The 17,162-nt window shown below is 53.4% G+C and carries 16 protein-coding genes; 3 read left to right on the top strand and 13 right to left on the bottom strand.

Features of this window, described 5'->3' with window-relative positions; all coding sequences use genetic code 11:
* Positions 1-8: 8 nt before the first annotated feature.
* From KHS78_RS08915 to KHS78_RS08890, 6 genes are all read right to left on the bottom strand, one after another.
* Positions 9-368 (bottom strand): NirD/YgiW/YdeI family stress tolerance protein, encoded by a 360-nt coding sequence (locus KHS78_RS08915; protein ID WP_211827435.1) that lies wholly within the window; start codon positions 366-368, stop codon positions 9-11.
* 123 nt (positions 369-491) lie between these two features.
* Positions 492-710: a hypothetical protein gene (locus tag KHS78_RS08910; RefSeq protein ID WP_211827430.1), complete on the bottom strand. Its 219-nt coding sequence runs from the start codon at positions 708-710 to the stop codon at positions 492-494.
* A 103-nt stretch (positions 711-813) separates the two neighbouring features.
* The gene (gene spoT / locus KHS78_RS08905; protein WP_211827426.1) at positions 814-2,937 is read right to left on the bottom strand and encodes a bifunctional GTP diphosphokinase/guanosine-3',5'-bis pyrophosphate 3'-pyrophosphohydrolase; all 2,124 of its coding nucleotides are present in this window, start codon (positions 2,935-2,937) and stop codon (positions 814-816) included.
* Between the two features lie 239 nt (positions 2,938-3,176).
* The gene (gene rpoZ, locus KHS78_RS08900) at positions 3,177-3,422 is read right to left on the bottom strand and encodes a DNA-directed RNA polymerase subunit omega (RefSeq protein ID WP_211827424.1); all 246 of its coding nucleotides are present in this window, start codon (positions 3,420-3,422) and stop codon (positions 3,177-3,179) included.
* Between the two features lie 82 nt (positions 3,423-3,504).
* Positions 3,505-4,119 (bottom strand): guanylate kinase, encoded by a 615-nt coding sequence (gene gmk, locus KHS78_RS08895; protein WP_211827422.1) that lies wholly within the window; start codon positions 4,117-4,119, stop codon positions 3,505-3,507.
* 224 nt (positions 4,120-4,343) lie between these two features.
* Complete coding sequence (locus KHS78_RS08890) at positions 4,344-5,210, bottom strand: YicC/YloC family endoribonuclease (RefSeq protein ID WP_211827420.1); 867 nt, start codon at positions 5,208-5,210, stop codon at positions 4,344-4,346.
* A gap of 261 nt (positions 5,211-5,471) precedes the next feature.
* On the opposite strand from KHS78_RS08890, the gene rph reads away from it, so the two are divergent.
* A complete protein-coding gene (gene rph, locus KHS78_RS08885; RefSeq protein WP_211827419.1) occupies positions 5,472-6,191 on the top strand; it encodes a ribonuclease PH in 720 nt (239 codons plus the stop codon).
* Positions 6,192-6,249: 58 nt separating this feature from the next.
* Here the strand turns inward: rph and KHS78_RS08880 are convergent, their stop codons facing one another.
* Both KHS78_RS08880 and KHS78_RS08875 read right to left on the bottom strand, forming a co-directional pair.
* A complete protein-coding gene (locus KHS78_RS08880) occupies positions 6,250-7,032 on the bottom strand; it encodes an exodeoxyribonuclease III (protein ID WP_211827418.1) in 783 nt (260 codons plus the stop codon).
* Positions 7,033-7,200: 168 nt separating this feature from the next.
* Positions 7,201-8,721, bottom strand: coding sequence for a hypothetical protein (locus KHS78_RS08875; protein ID WP_211827416.1), 1,521 nt, complete (start codon positions 8,719-8,721; stop codon positions 7,201-7,203).
* Between the two features lie 278 nt (positions 8,722-8,999).
* On the opposite strand from KHS78_RS08875, the gene pyrE reads away from it, so the two are divergent.
* Both pyrE and KHS78_RS08865 read left to right on the top strand, forming a co-directional pair.
* Positions 9,000-9,647, top strand: a complete 648-nt coding sequence (gene pyrE, locus KHS78_RS08870; RefSeq protein ID WP_211827414.1) for an orotate phosphoribosyltransferase — start codon at positions 9,000-9,002, stop codon at positions 9,645-9,647.
* Between the two features lie 110 nt (positions 9,648-9,757).
* Positions 9,758-10,687, top strand: a complete 930-nt coding sequence (locus KHS78_RS08865; protein WP_211827412.1) for a hypothetical protein — start codon at positions 9,758-9,760, stop codon at positions 10,685-10,687.
* Between the two features lie 61 nt (positions 10,688-10,748).
* On the opposite strand, the gene slmA is transcribed toward KHS78_RS08865, so the two are convergent.
* The 5 genes from slmA to coaBC form a co-directional block, all read right to left on the bottom strand.
* Positions 10,749-11,363: a nucleoid occlusion factor SlmA gene (slmA, locus tag KHS78_RS08860; RefSeq protein WP_211827410.1), complete on the bottom strand. Its 615-nt coding sequence runs from the start codon at positions 11,361-11,363 to the stop codon at positions 10,749-10,751.
* A gap of 20 nt (positions 11,364-11,383) precedes the next feature.
* Entirely contained in the window at positions 11,384-12,337 is a 954-nt protein-coding gene (gene argB, locus KHS78_RS08855) for an acetylglutamate kinase (protein WP_211827407.1), read from the bottom strand.
* Between the two features lie 193 nt (positions 12,338-12,530).
* On the bottom strand, positions 12,531-15,260 hold the full coding sequence (locus KHS78_RS22475) for a phosphomannomutase/phosphoglucomutase (protein ID WP_343216893.1): 2,730 nt from the start codon (positions 15,258-15,260) through the stop codon (positions 12,531-12,533).
* Between the two features lie 75 nt (positions 15,261-15,335).
* A complete protein-coding gene (dut, locus tag KHS78_RS08845) occupies positions 15,336-15,791 on the bottom strand; it encodes a dUTP diphosphatase (protein WP_211827405.1) in 456 nt (151 codons plus the stop codon).
* A complete protein-coding gene (coaBC, locus tag KHS78_RS08840) occupies positions 15,763-17,028 on the bottom strand; it encodes a bifunctional phosphopantothenoylcysteine decarboxylase/phosphopantothenate--cysteine ligase CoaBC (RefSeq protein ID WP_211827403.1) in 1,266 nt (421 codons plus the stop codon). The genes dut and coaBC overlap by 29 nt, the downstream gene beginning before the upstream one ends.
* Positions 17,029-17,162: the final 134 nt, after the last annotated feature.

The following is a 17,162-nucleotide window of genomic DNA, read 5'->3' as shown; positions in this document are numbered from 1 at the left end:
AGTGTTTGTCATGGTTTAATGACACGGATTTCCTTCACATCAATTTCCGGGGTTTCCATAACACCAGCATCCACTTCACCTCGAATTTCCACCACACTGTTTTCGTTGATGTTTTGTGCCGGCATCAGCCGGTCATCAATTTCGACGGGAATCTCTCCGGTGCCGTCACTGAAGATATAGGTTTCGTGTTTCTTTTTTTTCAGCAACTTTCCTTCCAGAACCACATACATATCATCTTTGGGCGTTTTGTTGATGGCGGCGACACTGGTTGGTTCTCCGCTGGCACCAGGGCCCGTGTAGTCGGCAAAGGTGATGCTGGACAGGCAGATAGCCCCTGCAATCAGCAGGGAATGGATAATGGTTTTCATGATCATTCTCCAACGGCATAAAGGCGCTGGAGACAGCCTAGGTCAGTTTGTGAGGTTGGTCATCCCGGGCGTTGCGGTAATATCGCCAAAGGAAAGCGTGAAGCACGTTATAACCTGCGAGTGTCAGGTGTTGTGCTGCTGCTCACGCTCTTTCAGGATTTGCCAGTGCCGGTACAGACCGTCGGCGTCCAGGAAATCGGGCATATCAATACTGTAGAGAGAGGTTTGCGGGGTCAGCTGGAGTGTCTGCCAGCCGCCTTCTGTAGGCAAGGCAAACCCATTGTTCAGGATAAAGCAGTCGATGACCGCCGCAGTAAGCCGATCCATTGAATCCATGTTCATGTCACTCTCCTCTCAGTCAGTTATTACTGTATTGGAGCGCCCGGAACCGCGAAGGTTCCGGAGAGTGACCATTTAGTTGGAGACAAATCGTCAATGAGGGAGATTACGTCTCTCGACGGCGCGAGATGGAAGTAACCCCACGAATCGTGCGTAGTCGCTTGATCACCAGGGCCAGGTGTACCCGGTCTTTCACCTTGATCAGCAGCTGCGCCTGGCTCAGGCGGGCGTCTTTTTCCTCGACACTGATCTTCTCAATGCTGGCTTCAGCGGCTGTCACCGTGGTGGCAAGCGAGGCAATCATGCCCTGCAGCTGTTCGAAGGCCACTTCCAGATCCACATAGAATTCGCCGTGGACATTCTTGTCCCAGTCCACTTCCAGTACTTTTTCCGGATTATGGCGAATTTCAGTGATATTCCGGCAGGACTCTGTATGAATGACCAGCCCCCGTCCGGAGCTGACATGGCCAACGACCGGGTCGCCAGGAATAGGATGGCAGCACTTGGCAAAGCTGATCACCATGCCTTCTGTCCCGCGGATCGTCAGGGGTTTCTCCGGGTTGGAGAGATCCATTTGATGCGCCATGGATTCGTGGGTATCAGCCAGATGGCGAGCAACCAGATAGGCCATACGGTTGCCCAGACCAATGTCTTCCAGCAGGTCATCCAGTTTGTCGAAGCCGGTATGTTTCAGGGTACGGCTAATATCAGCTTTTTCCAGTTCCTCAAGCCGTATACCCATGGGGGTAAGCACCTTGCTGAGCAGGCGGCGACCCAGGGCGATGGACTCCGTCCGTTTCTGGTTTTTCAGGTAGTGGCGGATGTTGGAGCGTGCCTTACTGGTGGTAACAAAGTTCAGCCAGGCCGCATTGGGCCGCGCGCCTGGAGCCGTGATGATCTCGACGGTCTGACCGCTATCCAGGGGCTGACTCAGTGAGGCCAGTTTGCGGTCGATCCGGCAGGCTACACAGCTGCTGCCAATATCTGTGTGGACGGCATAAGCAAAATCGACAGGGGTTGCGCCCCGGGGAAGTTCGAGGATGTCACCTTGTGGAGAGAACACATAGGTGTCATCCGGGAACAGGTCGACCTTGACGTTTTCGATGAATTCCAGGGAGTCACCGGCTTTCTGCTGCAGCTCCAACAGATTCTGTAGCCATACACGGGTACGGTCGCGGGAGCCCAGCAGCGCCTCATCACCGGATTTGTAGAGCCAGTGCGCCGCAATGCCGTTGTTGGCCATGTCTTCCATTTCCTGCGTGCGGATCTGCACTTCGACCGGAATGCCGTGCAATCCAAACAGTGTGGTATGGAGCGACTGGTAACCATTGGCTTTGGGGATAGCGATGTAGTCTTTGAACCGGCCCGGGATCGGTTTGAACAGGTTGTGAACCAGTCCCAGGCAGCGATAACAGCTGTCGATACTGTCCACGATAATGCGGATACCGAAGACATCCATGATCTCGCTGAAGGATTTGCGCTGTACTTTCATCTTTTTGTAGATGCTGTACAGGTGCTTTTCCCGGCCCATGACACGGCCATTCAATCCCTGTTTTTCGAGTCTGTTTGTTATTGAGTCTACGACTTTCGTGACAATTTCAGAGCGATTTCCCCGCGCGTTGCGTACCGCATGGGTAAGCATGTTGGAGCGCATGGGGTGCATGGCGGCGAAGCCGAGGTCCTCGAACTCAATACGCATCTGATGCATGCCGAGGCGCTGCGAGATCGGCGCGTAGATATCGAGGGTTTCCTTGGCGATGCGGCGACGCTTTTCAGGTCGAAGAACACCCAGGGTGCGCATGTTGTGCAGGCGGTCTGCCAGCTTAACGAGGATAACGCGGATGTCCCGGGCCATGGCGAGTGCCATTTTCTGGAAGTTTTCCGCTTGCGCCAGTGTCTTGTCTTCAAACTGCATGTGGGTCAGTTTGCTGACACCGTCGACGATCTCGGCGACTACATCGCCGAACTGATCGCGAATGGCGTCTTTTCCTATGCCTGTGTCTTCAATGACATCGTGCAGCATGGCGGCCATGAGGCTCTGATGATCCATGTGCATGTCAGCCAGAATGCCGGCCACTTCCAGCGGATGGGTGACATAAGGTTCACCGGAACGGCGCTTTTGACCATCGTGGGCCTGTTCCGCGTAATAATAGGCACGTTTGACCAGATTGATCTGATCAGTGTTCAGATAGGCTTTGAGACGATGGGCAAGACTGTCAATGGTCGGCAATGCCCGCCTCCTTTGGCTACAGGCTTCTGGGTCGCTGAACGGTATGCACGGTACCGGTTAACGGTTGCAGCAGTTATTGCATCTGTTGGGTACGGCTACAGAGGTCTGCTGATTGGAGCCGTCCGCTCCCTGGTATCGCGGTTACTGCATGCTCAGCTGCTGACGGCACTACAGGCCGCCGTCAGTTTGGTTCAGTAGAAGCCTGACCAGGAAGCGGTCATCACCACCGGTCGGAGCGTTTACTCAAGACCGAGGAACAGTGCTGCTTCGTCGTCGTCCTGCTCTTCCTTATCGAGGGCCTTGGGATCGATGACACCTTCTGCAATTTCGCGCAGGGCGACGACGGTGGGCTTGTCGTTTTCCCAATCTACCTTGGGATCCTTGCCGCCGATGGTCAGCTGGCGGGCGCGCTTGGAAGCGGCCATAACAAGCTCAAAGCGGTTATCGACGTTTTCTAGGCAGTCTTCTACGGTTACTCGGGCCACGTTATGCTCCGGTCTATGATCAGGCTGGAACTAACCAGCATTAATGAGTGTGTAAAGAGTGATTTTACTGGTTCACAGCAGATTATGACAATAGCTCACGCAGTAGTGCTTGCCGATACGCCTGCTGGAAGGGCATGGCCAGGCGCTGGGCCCGGATGATTGCCTTCAGGTCGAACAGTGCATCGTCGAACTGGTCGTTGATGATCAGGTAATCAAATTCACCGTAATGTGACATTTCGTTGACGGCCAGGTTCATTCTTTTTTCGATGACGCTGGTGTCATCCGTTTTGCGTCCGAGCAGACGCTCGTGCAGGGCCTGCTTTGAGGGAGGGATGATAAACAGGCTGACGGCGTCAGGCATCAGGCGGCGAACCTGCTGGGCGCCCTGCCAGTCAATTTCCAGGATGACATCCTTGCCCTGGTTCAGCTGTTCCTCTACCCAGACCTGAGAGGTGCCGTAATAGTTGCCAAATACTTCGGCGTGTTCGAGAAAGGCATTTTGCTCAATCATCGCCTTGAATGCGTCGGCAGACGTGAAATGGTAGTTAACACCATCCACTTCGCCGGGACGCATAGACCGGGTTGTATGGGAAACGGATACGCCGATATGCGAGGTCGATTCCACCAGTGCCGCCACCAGGCTGGTTTTTCCCGCGCCGGAGGGGGCTGCGATAATGTAAAGCGTGCCTTTGCTCATGCCTGTACAAAAAACCTGTTTACTATCTGTTTAAGGTTAGCTCCGTGAAGCTGGCTCTGCCTGCATCACGGGATATTTCTGTGTCTGGTCTGCCCTGTTGATAACATGTTTGTACATTAGCCTGAATTCCGGTAGTTAGCGGTTTCAGGCCTGTTGATAAGTTATTGGCAAACCTGTGAGTAATATATTGATAACTCTTTTGTGTTTTTTATAACAAATTGATTTTATTCAATATTTTGCACCTGTTCACGCATCTGTTCGATGAGCACCTTCAGGTTGACTGCAGACTGCGTCGTGCCAGCGTCAATCGCCTTGGATGACAGAGTATTGGCTTCCCGGTTCAGTTCCTGCATCAGGAAGTCCAGTCGACGGCCAATAGCGCCACTGTCGCTGTTGAGAACCCGGCGAACTTCAGTGACATGGGTGGTCAGGCGATCCAGTTCTTCATCGACATCCGCTTTTTGAGCCAGGAAGACCAATTCCTGCTCCAGTCGATTCGGGTCGGTCTCCACCCGGGCATCTTCAAGGCGCTGAATGATTTTGTCGCGCTGAGCCTGGAGCAACGTCGGCATCTGCTGGCGGACTTTGCCGGCTTCTTCTTCCACGCTGTCGATTCGCTGCAGAATGAATTGCTTGAGTTCAGCCCCTTCGCGAGCGCGGGTTTCGCGGATCTGGTCCAATGCCTGCTCAAAGGCCTGCAGTGCGTTCAGCTGGATTTCCTTGATATCGGTTTCGTCCTGCTTGAGAACGCCGGGCCAGCGCAGGACATCCAGGGGACTGGTTTTGGCGACGCGGTCAATATGCTGCTTGATCTGCTCCAGGGCTGTGTTCAGGTCAGCCAGTACGGCGGTGTTCAGGCTCAGTGACTGGGCGTTATCCAGTGGCATGATCCGGAGGCTGCATTCGACCTTGCCGCGATTCAGATTGCGACGCAGCATTTCCCTGAGACGTGACTCAATTTCCCGCAGGGTTTCCGGAAGTCGAAAATGGGGCTCCAGATAACGATGATTCACGGAGCGAATTTCCCATACGAGACTGCCCCATTCATGGCTGGTTTCAACCCGGGCGAAGGCGGTCATGCTTGCGGTCATTGGCCTGTATCTCATGTTATCCAGACGGAAGTACCTGCTGGCGCCGGTGAAACCGGTCAGTCTTCAGCCCCTTTTAAGTGGGGGAAGCAGCAGACGAATGCCTGGCGGTGAATAAAACCATTCATTCTAAACCGGATGGCGAAGCGGTGATAGTTGGGACATGCCGTGGCTGCGCGATTCACAGATTCTGCTTAGCGGTGGATGTTCGTTATAATCCGTCCACTGTATTTTTCATACGCTGTTTAAACAGGTAGATAAGTTATGCGTCCAAGTGGAAGAGCGGCAGATCAGTTGCGTGAAATCCGGATCACCCGCGGCTTTACCAAGCACGCCGAGGGTTCCGTACTGGTGGAGTTTGGTGATACCAAGGTGATCTGCACCGCCAGCCTTGAACGCAGTGTGCCGCGCTGGCTGAAAGGCATGGGGCAGGGATGGGTCACGGCCGAGTATGGCATGCTGCCGCGGGCAACCGGTGACCGGACCGGGCGTGAAGCGGCCCGTGGCCGGCAGGGCGGTCGCACCCTGGAAATCCAGCGCCTGATTGGTCGCTCACTGCGAGCCGCCGTTGACCTGAAGATGCTGGGCGATAATACCATCACAATCGATTGTGATGTGATTCAGGCGGACGGTGGCACGCGTACGGCATCCATTACCGGAGGTTGTGTGGCGCTGGTAGACTGCATTCGCCATATGCAGCGCAACAAGCTGATCCGTAATGATCCCTTCAAGCAGCTGATTGGCTCCATTTCTGTGGGTATGTACAACGGCAACCCGGTGCTGGATCTGGATTATCCGGAAGATTCCAATGCTGAGACTGACATGAATGTGGTCATGACAGAAAAAGGTGGTTTTATTGAAATTCAGGGAACCGCAGAAGGTGAGCCATTCGATCAGGCACAGATGGATGCCATGATGCAGCTGGCGAAGCAGGGAATTGATGAGATTCTGACAGTCCAGCGTCAGGTGCTGGAAGCGCCCTGATTTGATGGGAATATCCCAACGATAAAAAAGCCCGGTTTAACCGGGCTTTTTTATCGTGTCAGAAAGAGAGTTCCCACTCATAGTCCATGATGACGGGCGCATGTCGGGAGAAGGTCTCACCGGTATAAATGCCGCCATTCAGCACTCGATGGCGCATGCCGCCGGTAGCCATCTGATAGTCAAGCCGCCAGCCCATATCCTTGCTGCGCAGCATGTCATTTTCCCACCAGGTGAACTTGCCGCTTTCACGGTCAACTTCACGGTAAGTATCCACATAGCCCAGTGAACCTGTGATCTCATCCATCCAGGCCTGTTCCGGGGGAAGGAAGCCAGATGTGAACTGGAAATCACGCCAGTTGGCGACATCCATTTTGCGATGGGCCACCTGCCAGGTGCCACAGATCAGGAACTCCCGGCGCTTGCGTTGCTGCTTATCGAGATAATGGAGGTAATCCTCCATGAACTTGAACTTTACATTCTGGGAGTCGTCATCCGCATTGCCTTCCGGTACCAGCAGGCTGGTAATGCTGATCTTGTCGAAATCTGCCTGAATGCAGAGCCCTTGGCTGTCGGCAACCGGGAAGCCAAGACCTGTGATGATTGCCTTGGGCGGAACGCGGCTGTATAGCGCTACACCGCCTTTTTCTTTGTCAGGGTCATAACCATCGAAGAAATAGCTGAAATATTCATCGGGTGTATAGATGGGATCTGCCAGTTCGGACTCGCTTGCCCTGATATCCTGAAGGCAGATGACATCTGCATCTTGGGCGAGTGCCCAGTCAAAAAAACCGTTCTCAGTCGCGCTTTTAATACCTTCACAATTGAAGCTGATAATTCTCATACCGGGCCCTTAATGCTAGCGCCCATATGATACCGTGTTCTGTTACCGTTACACCACCTTGTAACGTAAGGTAACCAATGGTTTTGCGGTTTTTGGTGTCACGCAATTGTTAGTGAGAGGTGAAAATACCTGACTCTATCGTTAGGGATAGAGTCAGGAGAAAGACAATTACAAATATGTTGTTTGTACGGACTCTGCAGATTCTCTTTGGGATTGTTGTCTTGCTTCAATCGCACGCGAGGCTAGAACCTGATCAGATGCTGATGAATGTTGACGGCAACAGGGGCTGTAAGAAAATGCCCCGGCGACTTTTCGCATGCCGGATAGTGCATTATCAAGGGCTAGCAATACCATAAAAATATTTGAGAAGAGAAAAATTTGATTTGCTAAACCATCAAATGCTGCCCATCGTTTGCATGTTGCATAGTAGGTATCATTTTTTCCCAATGCTGGTTCAAAGTTCTTAGCGTCTTCCCCAAGGGTGTATTGGTAATTACCAACACCGTAAATTGCGAGTATCCCAACTAAAAAGACAAAGAAACCAATAAGAAAGTTTTTGGTTAGTCCACATATGTCGGTACATCTTTTTGTTATGGAGCCGCCAGGTTGTTTGTTTTTACAGGATTTGGAAAGCGATATTGCCTGAGTTGCTTTATCGAGCATGCCTTCTGCTTCACATGCTGTTTGTGTCACTATGTGCGCTGACATGGCGGCCATTTTTATCACATGGTCAACAACGCAGTTAGGCTGGTACCAGGGAAGGTTGTTTGTCCATTGTTCTGCACCGCCGGCGAAAAAAATACCAGATGGGATAGTTATAATGAGGGGGGCTGATCTGGCGAGCTTTTGTAGCAGGCTGGGTGCGGCTTTTATGCTACGAACAAGTTTTTTTGCACTAAGCAAACCGGCATAGCCCAATATTCCTACAGAAATAAATTCCAGTGCGCCCAAAGCGGCAAAAGGCTTTCCGAGAGTTAAAGAGGCCTCGTAACCAGTTCTTACTCCATCGCTAGTCGCTGCTGCAAGAAGTAATAGAATGCCAAATATGCCTTGGCAAATTTCTGAGGGTGATGCGTTTCGTATAAAGCTAAAGCTGGTGGGGAGTTCTGCTATGGCATTGATTGATAAAGTGGAAAAAGCAAGGCCACTTGCAGCTGTTATGAGACCGCTAGTGATTCGTGTTAGAAGAGGTGCGCTAACATCCCATGTGTATGCCAGAAACTTGATCGATGGAGCAAGGAAGGCTGCAATTGTAAGGATGCGGTGAAGGAGTGTTGCAGGTGGTTCCGGTGTAAGAGAAAAGTGATGGTCTTTGAGTTGATTGGTAAAAGCCTCTCGTATTTGTTGAAAATCTTCATCATTAGGATCATCGTTGCTATTTTCAAAGATAGCGTTAAATTTCCTTATTATGGTGTCCTGCTCAGAATCGGGAAGGTTTGAGATAAAGTGATTGATGGCGTGAATTAACTCTTTTGTTTTTTCTATCTTGGTTTCACTGGTATTAATGTCTCTTTCATTTAAATGTTTTGCAATAGCCGGGATTGAGTTTGCAAGAGTGCTAAGTTGTTCATTTAATAGTCTAGTGTTTTGTGTGGATAATGGATTTATTTCAAGTTCAACATGTTCAGGTACCATTTGTGGTTTTCTTTCAGCAGCTGTTTGCTGATGCGAGCGAGTAGATGTCAGCATTTTTGATTCCTCTAATTAATGTGGTTGAGTCTTGCGTTACAGGGTTATGGCAATTTAGTGATTTTTTTGTTCATTTAAATGAATAACAAATTTGTTTTTTTTTGGGTTTGTTATTTGAGTTATTTATTTTGGGAGAGTTTTGTTGTTTCTGTCTTTTGTTTATTGTTATTTGTTTCATGCTCTTAGCCCTTTAATGAGGGTGTCAAGTTGTGTTGATGTAAAGGGCACGGTTGGGTGTTAGAATGCCGGCTTTGTTTAAAGTACTGTCTGGAAAGGTTATGAAAGACTATCAGCGTGAATTTATTCGCTTTGCCATTGAGCATGATGTGTTACGTTTTGGCGAGTTCACCCTGAAATCCGGCCGCAAGTCTCCCTATTTCTTCAATGCTGGCTTGTTCAAGACCGGTCTTGCGCTGGCTAAGCTGGGTCGTTTTTATGCCCAAGCATTAGTGGATGCCGGTGTTGAATTTGATGTCCTGTTTGGGCCGGCTTACAAGGGCATACCCCTTGCATCGACGACGGCGGTAGCTCTGGCGGATCATCATGGCATGGATGTGCCCTGGTGCTTCAACCGTAAAGAGACCAAGGATCATGGTGAAGGCGGCAATCTGGTCGGGGCGCCTCTGGAAGGCCGTATTGCCATTATTGATGATGTCATTACGGCGGGTACGGCTATTCGCGAAGTCATGGGTATTATTGGTCAGGCGGGCGCCAAGCCGGGTGTGGTATTGATTGCGCTGGATCGCCAGGAGCGCGGGCAGGGTGAACTGTCAGCCATCCAGCAGGTAGAGCAGGATTTCAATGTGCCGGTGGCCAGTATTGTGACCTTGCGCCAGGTGCTGGAGTTTATTAAGGAAGACGATAAATTGCAGCAATATGCGGGCGCGATCGAAATGTATCGCAGCCAGTATGGTATTGATGACTGAGTAAAAGACTGACTATGAACGCAGGCAGGCCAGCAGTACGTAAAATGGGAGCAGGCTCTTTGTCCAGTGGTTGCCGGACTTTGGGTATGGGATGCCTTTTGAGTCTGTTCGTGTCTGCTGGTTGGTCTGCGGATATCCGGTTGTATCGCTATAACGACGAAAATGGTCAGCTAGTGATATCGACGCAGGTGCCATTGCGCTATGCCCGTTCAGGGTATGAGGTTATTGATAGCAAGGGAAAAGTGCTTGAGGTCATTGAGCCTGAGTTGGCCGGTGATGCGCTGCTTGCAAGGGAGCGGCAGCAGTCCCAGGAGCAGCAGGCGAGGACCGCCCGTGAGCACAGGGAGCGGGAAGGGCGCGAATTGCTCAAAATGTATGGCAGTGTTGACGGTGTCGATCGCGCCGAGACGCGCCAGTTGGCTGAGATGGATGCCCAGATTGCCATTGAGCAGGGCAGTATTCAGCGCCTGCGTGTTCAGCGGGAAGGTAAGGAAGCCCGTGCGGCGGCCATTGAGCGATCAGGCCGAAACGTGCCGGAAGGTTTGCTGCAGGAGTTTGCGGGAATTGATGTGCAGGTGGTACATCATCTGGACAAAATAGCTAAGCTTGAACAGGAAAAGCGCTTGCTGGCTGGGCGTTACGGCGAAAAGCGTGAGCTTGTCCGGCAGATGCTGGGAGAAATGACTGGCATCGAACGGAACCGTGAATTGATCCTGGCTTCACAGGATCTGGTTGGTCGCTGGCAGCCGGTAAACACGGGTGAGACAGGTGTTAGCTACTGGCATGTCAGGGATGATGGCGCCTTCTTGTTGATGAAAGAGCAGCTGGATCAGGAAGAGCAGTTGCTGGGGCGCTGGTCGCTGGACCGTAGGAATCGTATCGTGGTGGTTTACCATCGCCGGGAACAGCGGTTGGGTGACGGCTCCCTGCAGTCATCCCCGGTCGGGCGTGAAGAGCGTTACCAGGTGTTGGATCGACTGGAGAATGATGATCTGCTGGTCAGTCTGGACGATCAGGTTGTTCAGTTAAGTCGTCAATAATTTTATGGTTTAACGAGAAGGGGCAGTCAAACGTCTACAGTTTGGCTGCCCCTTTTCTGTATTAGCGAAAAATCACCAGACTCAGACACTCCCACTGATCATTCCAGCTGTCTGTTGGCTTGCGCTTGAAGCCGCTGCGTACATACTGGCTGATACGACCTTCGGCGGTTGCCAGCAGTAGGTTGGCTGTCTCCTGCTGAGTCATGCGGGTGCGGAGACCCTCGTGAATTTCTGCATCGCGTAGCACTTGCCGGAGCTGGGTTTCCAGGCGGTCGAACAATTGAATCACGCGTACTCGCAACCGCTCGGTTTCACCCGCCAGTGCGTCGCCGTTGAGGATGCGGGTCAGGCCCGGATTCTTTTCGCAGAACGCCAGCAACAGGGTCAGGAACTTCCGGCAGCAATCCAGTGCCGATTGCTCTTCCTTGATGATCAGCGTAATGCGAGTGAATATCGCTTCCTCGATAAACTCAATCAAGCCCTCGAACATCTTGGCTTTGCTGGGAAAGTGTCGGTAAAGCGCGGCTTCCGAGACGCCGACTTCCTGTGCCAGGCGAGACGTAGTGATGCGCTCCCCCGGACTGATTTCCAGCATATGGGCAAGGGCCTGAAGGATCTGTTCCTTGCGGGATTCCTTGCGAGGCTCTTTACGGGAGGTGTTGCGTGCCTTTTCCATTGGGTATGCGATCTTGAACGTTATTCGACAGACACACAGCACTCATCAGCAAGCCGTGATGATTGCGGTATCTCTTCGGGGTGGTTGGTAATCAGGCTGCCGACGCCTCGTTCGGTAAAAATTTCCAGCAAAACGGCATGTTTGACACGGCCATCAATGATATGTGCACTGCGGGCGCCATGGTTGACGGCATCCAGGGCGCAGCGAATCTTGGGCAGCATGCCGCCATATATAGTGCCATCGGTAATCAGGCTGTTGACCCGGTCTACCGTCAATCCGGTGAGCAGTTCGCCCTGTTGGTCCAGCACGCCCGGGGTGTTGGTCAGCAGAATCAGCTTTTCTGCATTCAGGACTTCGGCCACTTTGCCAGCAACTAGATCGGCGTTGATGTTGTAGGATTTGCCCTGATGATCAGCGCCAATCGGTGCAATAACGGGTATAAAGTCGGATTTTTTCAGCATCTGGATGATATCGGTATTGATGGCTTCCACTTCGCCAACCAGACCGATATCAATGATTTCCCGCGCCTGCATTTCCGGCGTGTGCCGGTGAATTTTCAGCTGTCTTGCGCGGATGAAATTTCCGTCTTTGCCGGTCAGGCCGATAGCCTTGCCACCATTACGGTTGATCAGGCTGACGATCTCCTTGTTAACCAAGCCACCGAGCACCATCTGGACGACATCCATGGTTTCGCTGTCAGTCACGCGCATGCCATCCACAAAGCGGGACTGGATGTTGAGTCGCTTGAGCAGATCACCGATCTGAGGCCCGCCGCCATGCACGACGACCGGATTAATGCCAATAGCTTTCAGGAGGACGATATCCCGGGCGAAGCCATTTTGCAGGGCTTCGCTCTCCATGGCGTTGCCGCCATATTTGATCACAAAGGTTTTGCCGGCAAAGCGCTGCAGGTACGGCAGGGCTTCCGTCAGTACGCTGGCAATCTGGATGGTGCTGTCCTCGGTGTGGCTCATAGCTCTTCCCGGTGGTCATGGCTGTTGGTCGCGCGTTCAATGCTACGGATGGCCGCGGCTGCCTGAACTATAGCGCTTGTTGTATATGCATCCCTGCCAGGTGCATCAGAAAACAGACCATGCCTGCAATCGGCTATTTATAGCCTTTTTTGGTCCTGCTTCCGATACGGGATTATCGCTCCGGCAGCGCCGGTCAGAAATTGACCGGCAGGGTATTATCCACGGCTTTCAGCTGTTCTCGGAACAGGTTTTTGATCTTGTCCAGGTGCTGGTTGTCATCGGCTTCGAAGCGCAATACCAGCACAGGCGTGGTATTGGAGGCGCGCACCAGGCCCCAACCCCAGGGGAACTCAACCCGAACGCCGTCGATTGTGATGACATTGCCTTCCTTGAACTGTCCCTGGCTGGCGAACTGGTCAATCAGGGCGAACTTGTTCTCGTCGGTGACCTGGATGTTGATCTCGGGAGTATTGACGCTGTCCGGGAAACTGTTGAATACCTCGTCAGCACTCTGAGCCTGGGCCGACAGAATTTCTATCAGGCGTGCTGCACTGTAGATACCGTCATCAAAACCGTACCAGCGTTCTTTCAGGAAAATATGGCCGCTCATTTCTCCGGCCAGCAGGGCACCGGTTTCTTTCATCTTGGCCTTGATCAGAGAGTGACCGGTTTTCCACATTACAGGACGGCCGCCGTAGTTGCTGATCAGGCTGTTCAGTCGGCGGGTGCATTTGACGTCGTAGATCACATCGCAGCCGGGGTTGCGGGTCACAATATCCTTGGCCAGCAGCATCAGGAGGCGATCCGGGAAAATGATACGGCCCTGGTTGGTGACCAGACCGACCCGATCACCGTCGCCATCGAAAGCGAGGCCGAGATCGGCGCCTGTTTCGGCGATCTTGGCGACAATATCCTGCAGGTTTTCTGGATTTCCCGGATCCGGGTGATGGTTGGGGAAGTTTCCGTCAACATCGCAGTAGAGTGGGATGACTTCGCAACCCAGTGCTTCAAAGAGCTCTGGTGCTATAACACCGGCCACACCGTTGCCACAGTCAATCACGACCTTCAGTGGCCGTTGGATAATAATGTCATCCAGAATGCGCTGGTGATAGTTGCCCAGTATGTTGTGTTCAGTGACTTGTCCTTCACCGGTGTTCAGCGCCTGATTGGTGATGCGCTGATATAGTCCCTGAATCGCTTCATTTGCCAGGGTTTCCCCGGCCAGAACAATCTTGAAACCATTGTATTGCGGTGGGTTGTGACTGCCGGTAATCATAACGCCAGAGCGGGCGCCCAGTTCGTGGGTAGCGTAATACAGGGCTGGTGTTGGAACGGTACCAATCGTGATGACATCACAGCCGCTGCCTGTGATACCGGCAACCAGCTGATCACGCAGCGCCGGGCTGGACAGGCGGCCGTCCATGCCCACGATGATAGTGGTTTCCCCCCGGGCCTGGGCTTCCGTGCCAATGGCGCAGCCCAGTAGTTCCACCGTTTCCGGTGTCAGATCCTTGCCAACTACACCGCGAATGTCATAGGCGCGGAAAATGGATGCAGGAACCGTCGGAGTGGATCGTGAGGTCGAAGCGGTCACGGTGCAAGGTTGCTCAGTGTTGGTGATGGGAGAGGGGTCTTCATCAATTGTCGTGTCATCTTCAGGAAGCGTCAGTGTATCCGGTAATTCAATGTCTGCAAGGCTCAGTTCCAGCAAGTCGTTGTCCTGAAACAGTGGGGCTTCAAACGGATCGTCAGATACATCAGCGATGTCCTCTTTTGGCGGCAATGGCTGCGTATTGGCCGGTTGCTCGACAGCCACCGTTGTCTGAAGTGCCTGAGGTTCTGCCAGCGGGTCATAGTAGACTTCAGGAGTGGGGGGCGATGCAAGCGATGTCGTGGATGCCTGCCGGTTTGGATCGATTTTGGATGCTTTAGCCGTATTCAGTATGTTTTGTGCAATTTCGCGGAATATCGCGACTTTATATCCGCCAATTTGCGGATTTCTGCCGTCACTGATATCGCTGAGCAGGGTTTTCAGAAGATGGTTGTCCCCCATCAGACGGTGATTCTGGCTACGCCAGAAGCGATCCAGCAGCACGGGTACTACGATAATGGCGCCTAACGCGATCAGCAGGAAAACCAGGGAGGGCTGGAGCGATGTCATCCAGTGCGGTGATGGCTGGAAGGTCAGCTTCCAGCCCGTTTGCGCCAGTGTGTACTCAAGCATTGGCGAATCCGGCGCCGGTGTGGTGCCGGAGCGGAGTAACTCCCGTGCCGGCCCGTCAATGGTTTGCAGTAGTTGCCACTGTCCCCAGGTTGCATCGTTAATCGTCAGAACGTTTTGCAGGCGCTGTAAATCATAGGCAACCAGCAGGGTGCCAAGTCTTTCATTGTTGACGGTAACCGGGCTCACGGTATTGATGACCCACTGTTGGTTAGTGCGGGCAGCTTCTGGTGTCACGGTTTGCCCTCGCAGGGAACGGCGAATCATCTCGCGGGCAGCAAAGCTGGTGTCTTGTTCGATGGGTTGACTGGCTGGCGTCAGTTGCAGGTTAATGGTATCGGGCAGGCTGTTGCGCAGCAGATTGCCGAGCGTGACTAACTGATTTGGATCCTGTGACAGAAGAGCCTCTGCTACGGGCAGTAATGTGGCTAGACGGTCTGTGTTGTCTTGCATCAACCGAAGTTCCCGGCTAAGGACATTGGCGGTATGTTGTCCAAACTGGTTTGCCTGCTGTTCTGCTGTGGCGCGTGCCTCAGCGTGCGTCTGCCAGACGTAAAGGGTTGAAAACAATCCAAGCAAGAGCAGGATGCCGGTCGCTATCAGCGTGGAGGGATAGCTGAGCGGATGGGGATCCGGTGTGTCGGAGGCTGCTGAGTGAGAACGTCGATTGCTGGCGCGAGCTTTCCCAAAGAGGCCTTTCACTGCGTTATCCCGGTATCTGTTTTTTATTATTGAAAATGCGCGACCCCGCCCCTTGAAAGGCAGGGTCGGTTGGCATCAGTGGCGACCGGAGTGGCCGAAGCCGCCTTCGCCGCGATCACTTTCCTCGAAGGAGTCCACGATTTCGAAATCCGCCTGAACGACCGGTACCAGCACCAGCTGGGCAATCCGCTCGCCGGGTTGCACGGTGAAGGTGGTGTTGCCACGGTTCCAGCAGGAGACCATCAACTGGCCCTGGTAGTCGGAATCAATCAGGCCGACCAGGTTGCCCAGGACAATGCCGTGCTTATGGCCGAGGCCGGAGCGGGGCAGGATCATGGCCGCCAGAGAGGGATCGCCTATATGAATGGCCAGGCCGGTCGGCAGCAGCTCAGTCTGTCCGGGCTCCAGCGTCAGGGGCTCGTCCAGGCAGGCGCGCAGGTCGATGCCGGCGGAGCCATCGGTCGCATAGGCCGGCAGCGGAAACTCACTGCCGAGGCGGGAATCAAGAATTCGGGCTTTCAGTCTGTGCATGGTGCTCTCGTGTGCTGTTGTTCTCTGACCAGTCGTGATAGTGCTGGGCCAGGATGTCCAGAAGCTGCCGGGCTACCTGGCGCTTGGAGGTCCGTGGCAGCGTATCCTCAAAGTCCGGACCGATGACGGTGACGGCGTTGTCATCGCTGTTAAAGCCAATGCTGGTGTCGCTGACATCATTGGCGACGATCAGGTCCAGTTTTTTCCGGTGAAGTTTGTCGGTAGCGTAACTGATCACGTCACAGGTTTCTGCGGCAAAGCCCACAACAAAGGGTTTCTGTTCCAGGGCGGCAACAGAGGCGACGATGTCAGGATTGCGAACCAGTGTCAGCTGCAGGGTTTCGTCTGCGGCGTCGGGGTCTTTCTTGATCTTGCTGTTGGCTTCGGTGTCAGGCCGATAATCAGCGACAGCCGCGGTACTGATGAATATATCGCAATCAGCGATGGTTTCATGGACTGCGCGGTGCATATCGCGGGCGCTGGTGACATCAACCCGGGTGACGCGATCCGGTGTTTCCCGGTTCACGGGACCGCTGATCAGCGTGACATCCGCGCCGGCTTCCACGGCGGCTTCAGCCAGGGCATACCCCATTTTTCCGGAACTGTGGTTGGAAATGTAGCGAACAGGGTCGATCGCTTCACGGGTTGGGCCGGCGGTGATGATGACGCGACGGCCGGTCAGTGTTTCCTGTTTGAACATCCTGGCAAGATGCTCAATCAACTCCATGGGTTCCAGCATCCGGCCGGGACCGGTTTCGCCGCAGGCCTGTGACCCTTCGGCGGGACCGAACTGGATAATGCCGCGGTCTTCCAGGATCTGACGATTATTGCGGGTGGCGTTGTCGTTCCACATGCCCTGGTTCATGGCTGGTGCAAGGCATAGAGGTGCGCTGGTGGCCAGGCAGAGGGTGGTGAGCAGATCGTCACCATGACCATTGGCGAGACGCGCCATGAAATCGGCGGTAGCCGGTGCCACCAGGATGACATCCGCCCAACGGGCCAGCTCGATATGACCCATGCCGGCTTCTGCTTTCGGATCCAGCAGGTCGGTATGCACCGCATTGCTGGACAACGCCTGCAATGTCAGGGGAGTGATGAATTCACAGGCCGCGCGGGTCATGACCACGTGGACCTCGGCACCCAGCTTGCGCAGGTGTCTGACCAGTTCCGCCGTCTTGTAGGCGGCGATGCCGCCGGTGATACCGACGAGGATTCGCTTCTTGTTCAGCCGCTGCATTCGTGTAACTGCTTGGTTTGAGTCAAACGGCCATTATAAGCATGCTGGCTGCGTTAAACCATGTGCTAAGCCTTAGAGGGCGACGAGAGTTGGACTGATATCTATCTGGAGAGCGTTGTTGCCTGTTAGCAATG

This window comes from Kistimonas asteriae (assembly GCF_018263925.1).
Lineage (GTDB): Bacteria > Pseudomonadota > Gammaproteobacteria > Pseudomonadales > Endozoicomonadaceae > Kistimonas > Kistimonas asteriae.
This window is presented reverse-complemented; position numbering and strand designations above follow the sequence as displayed.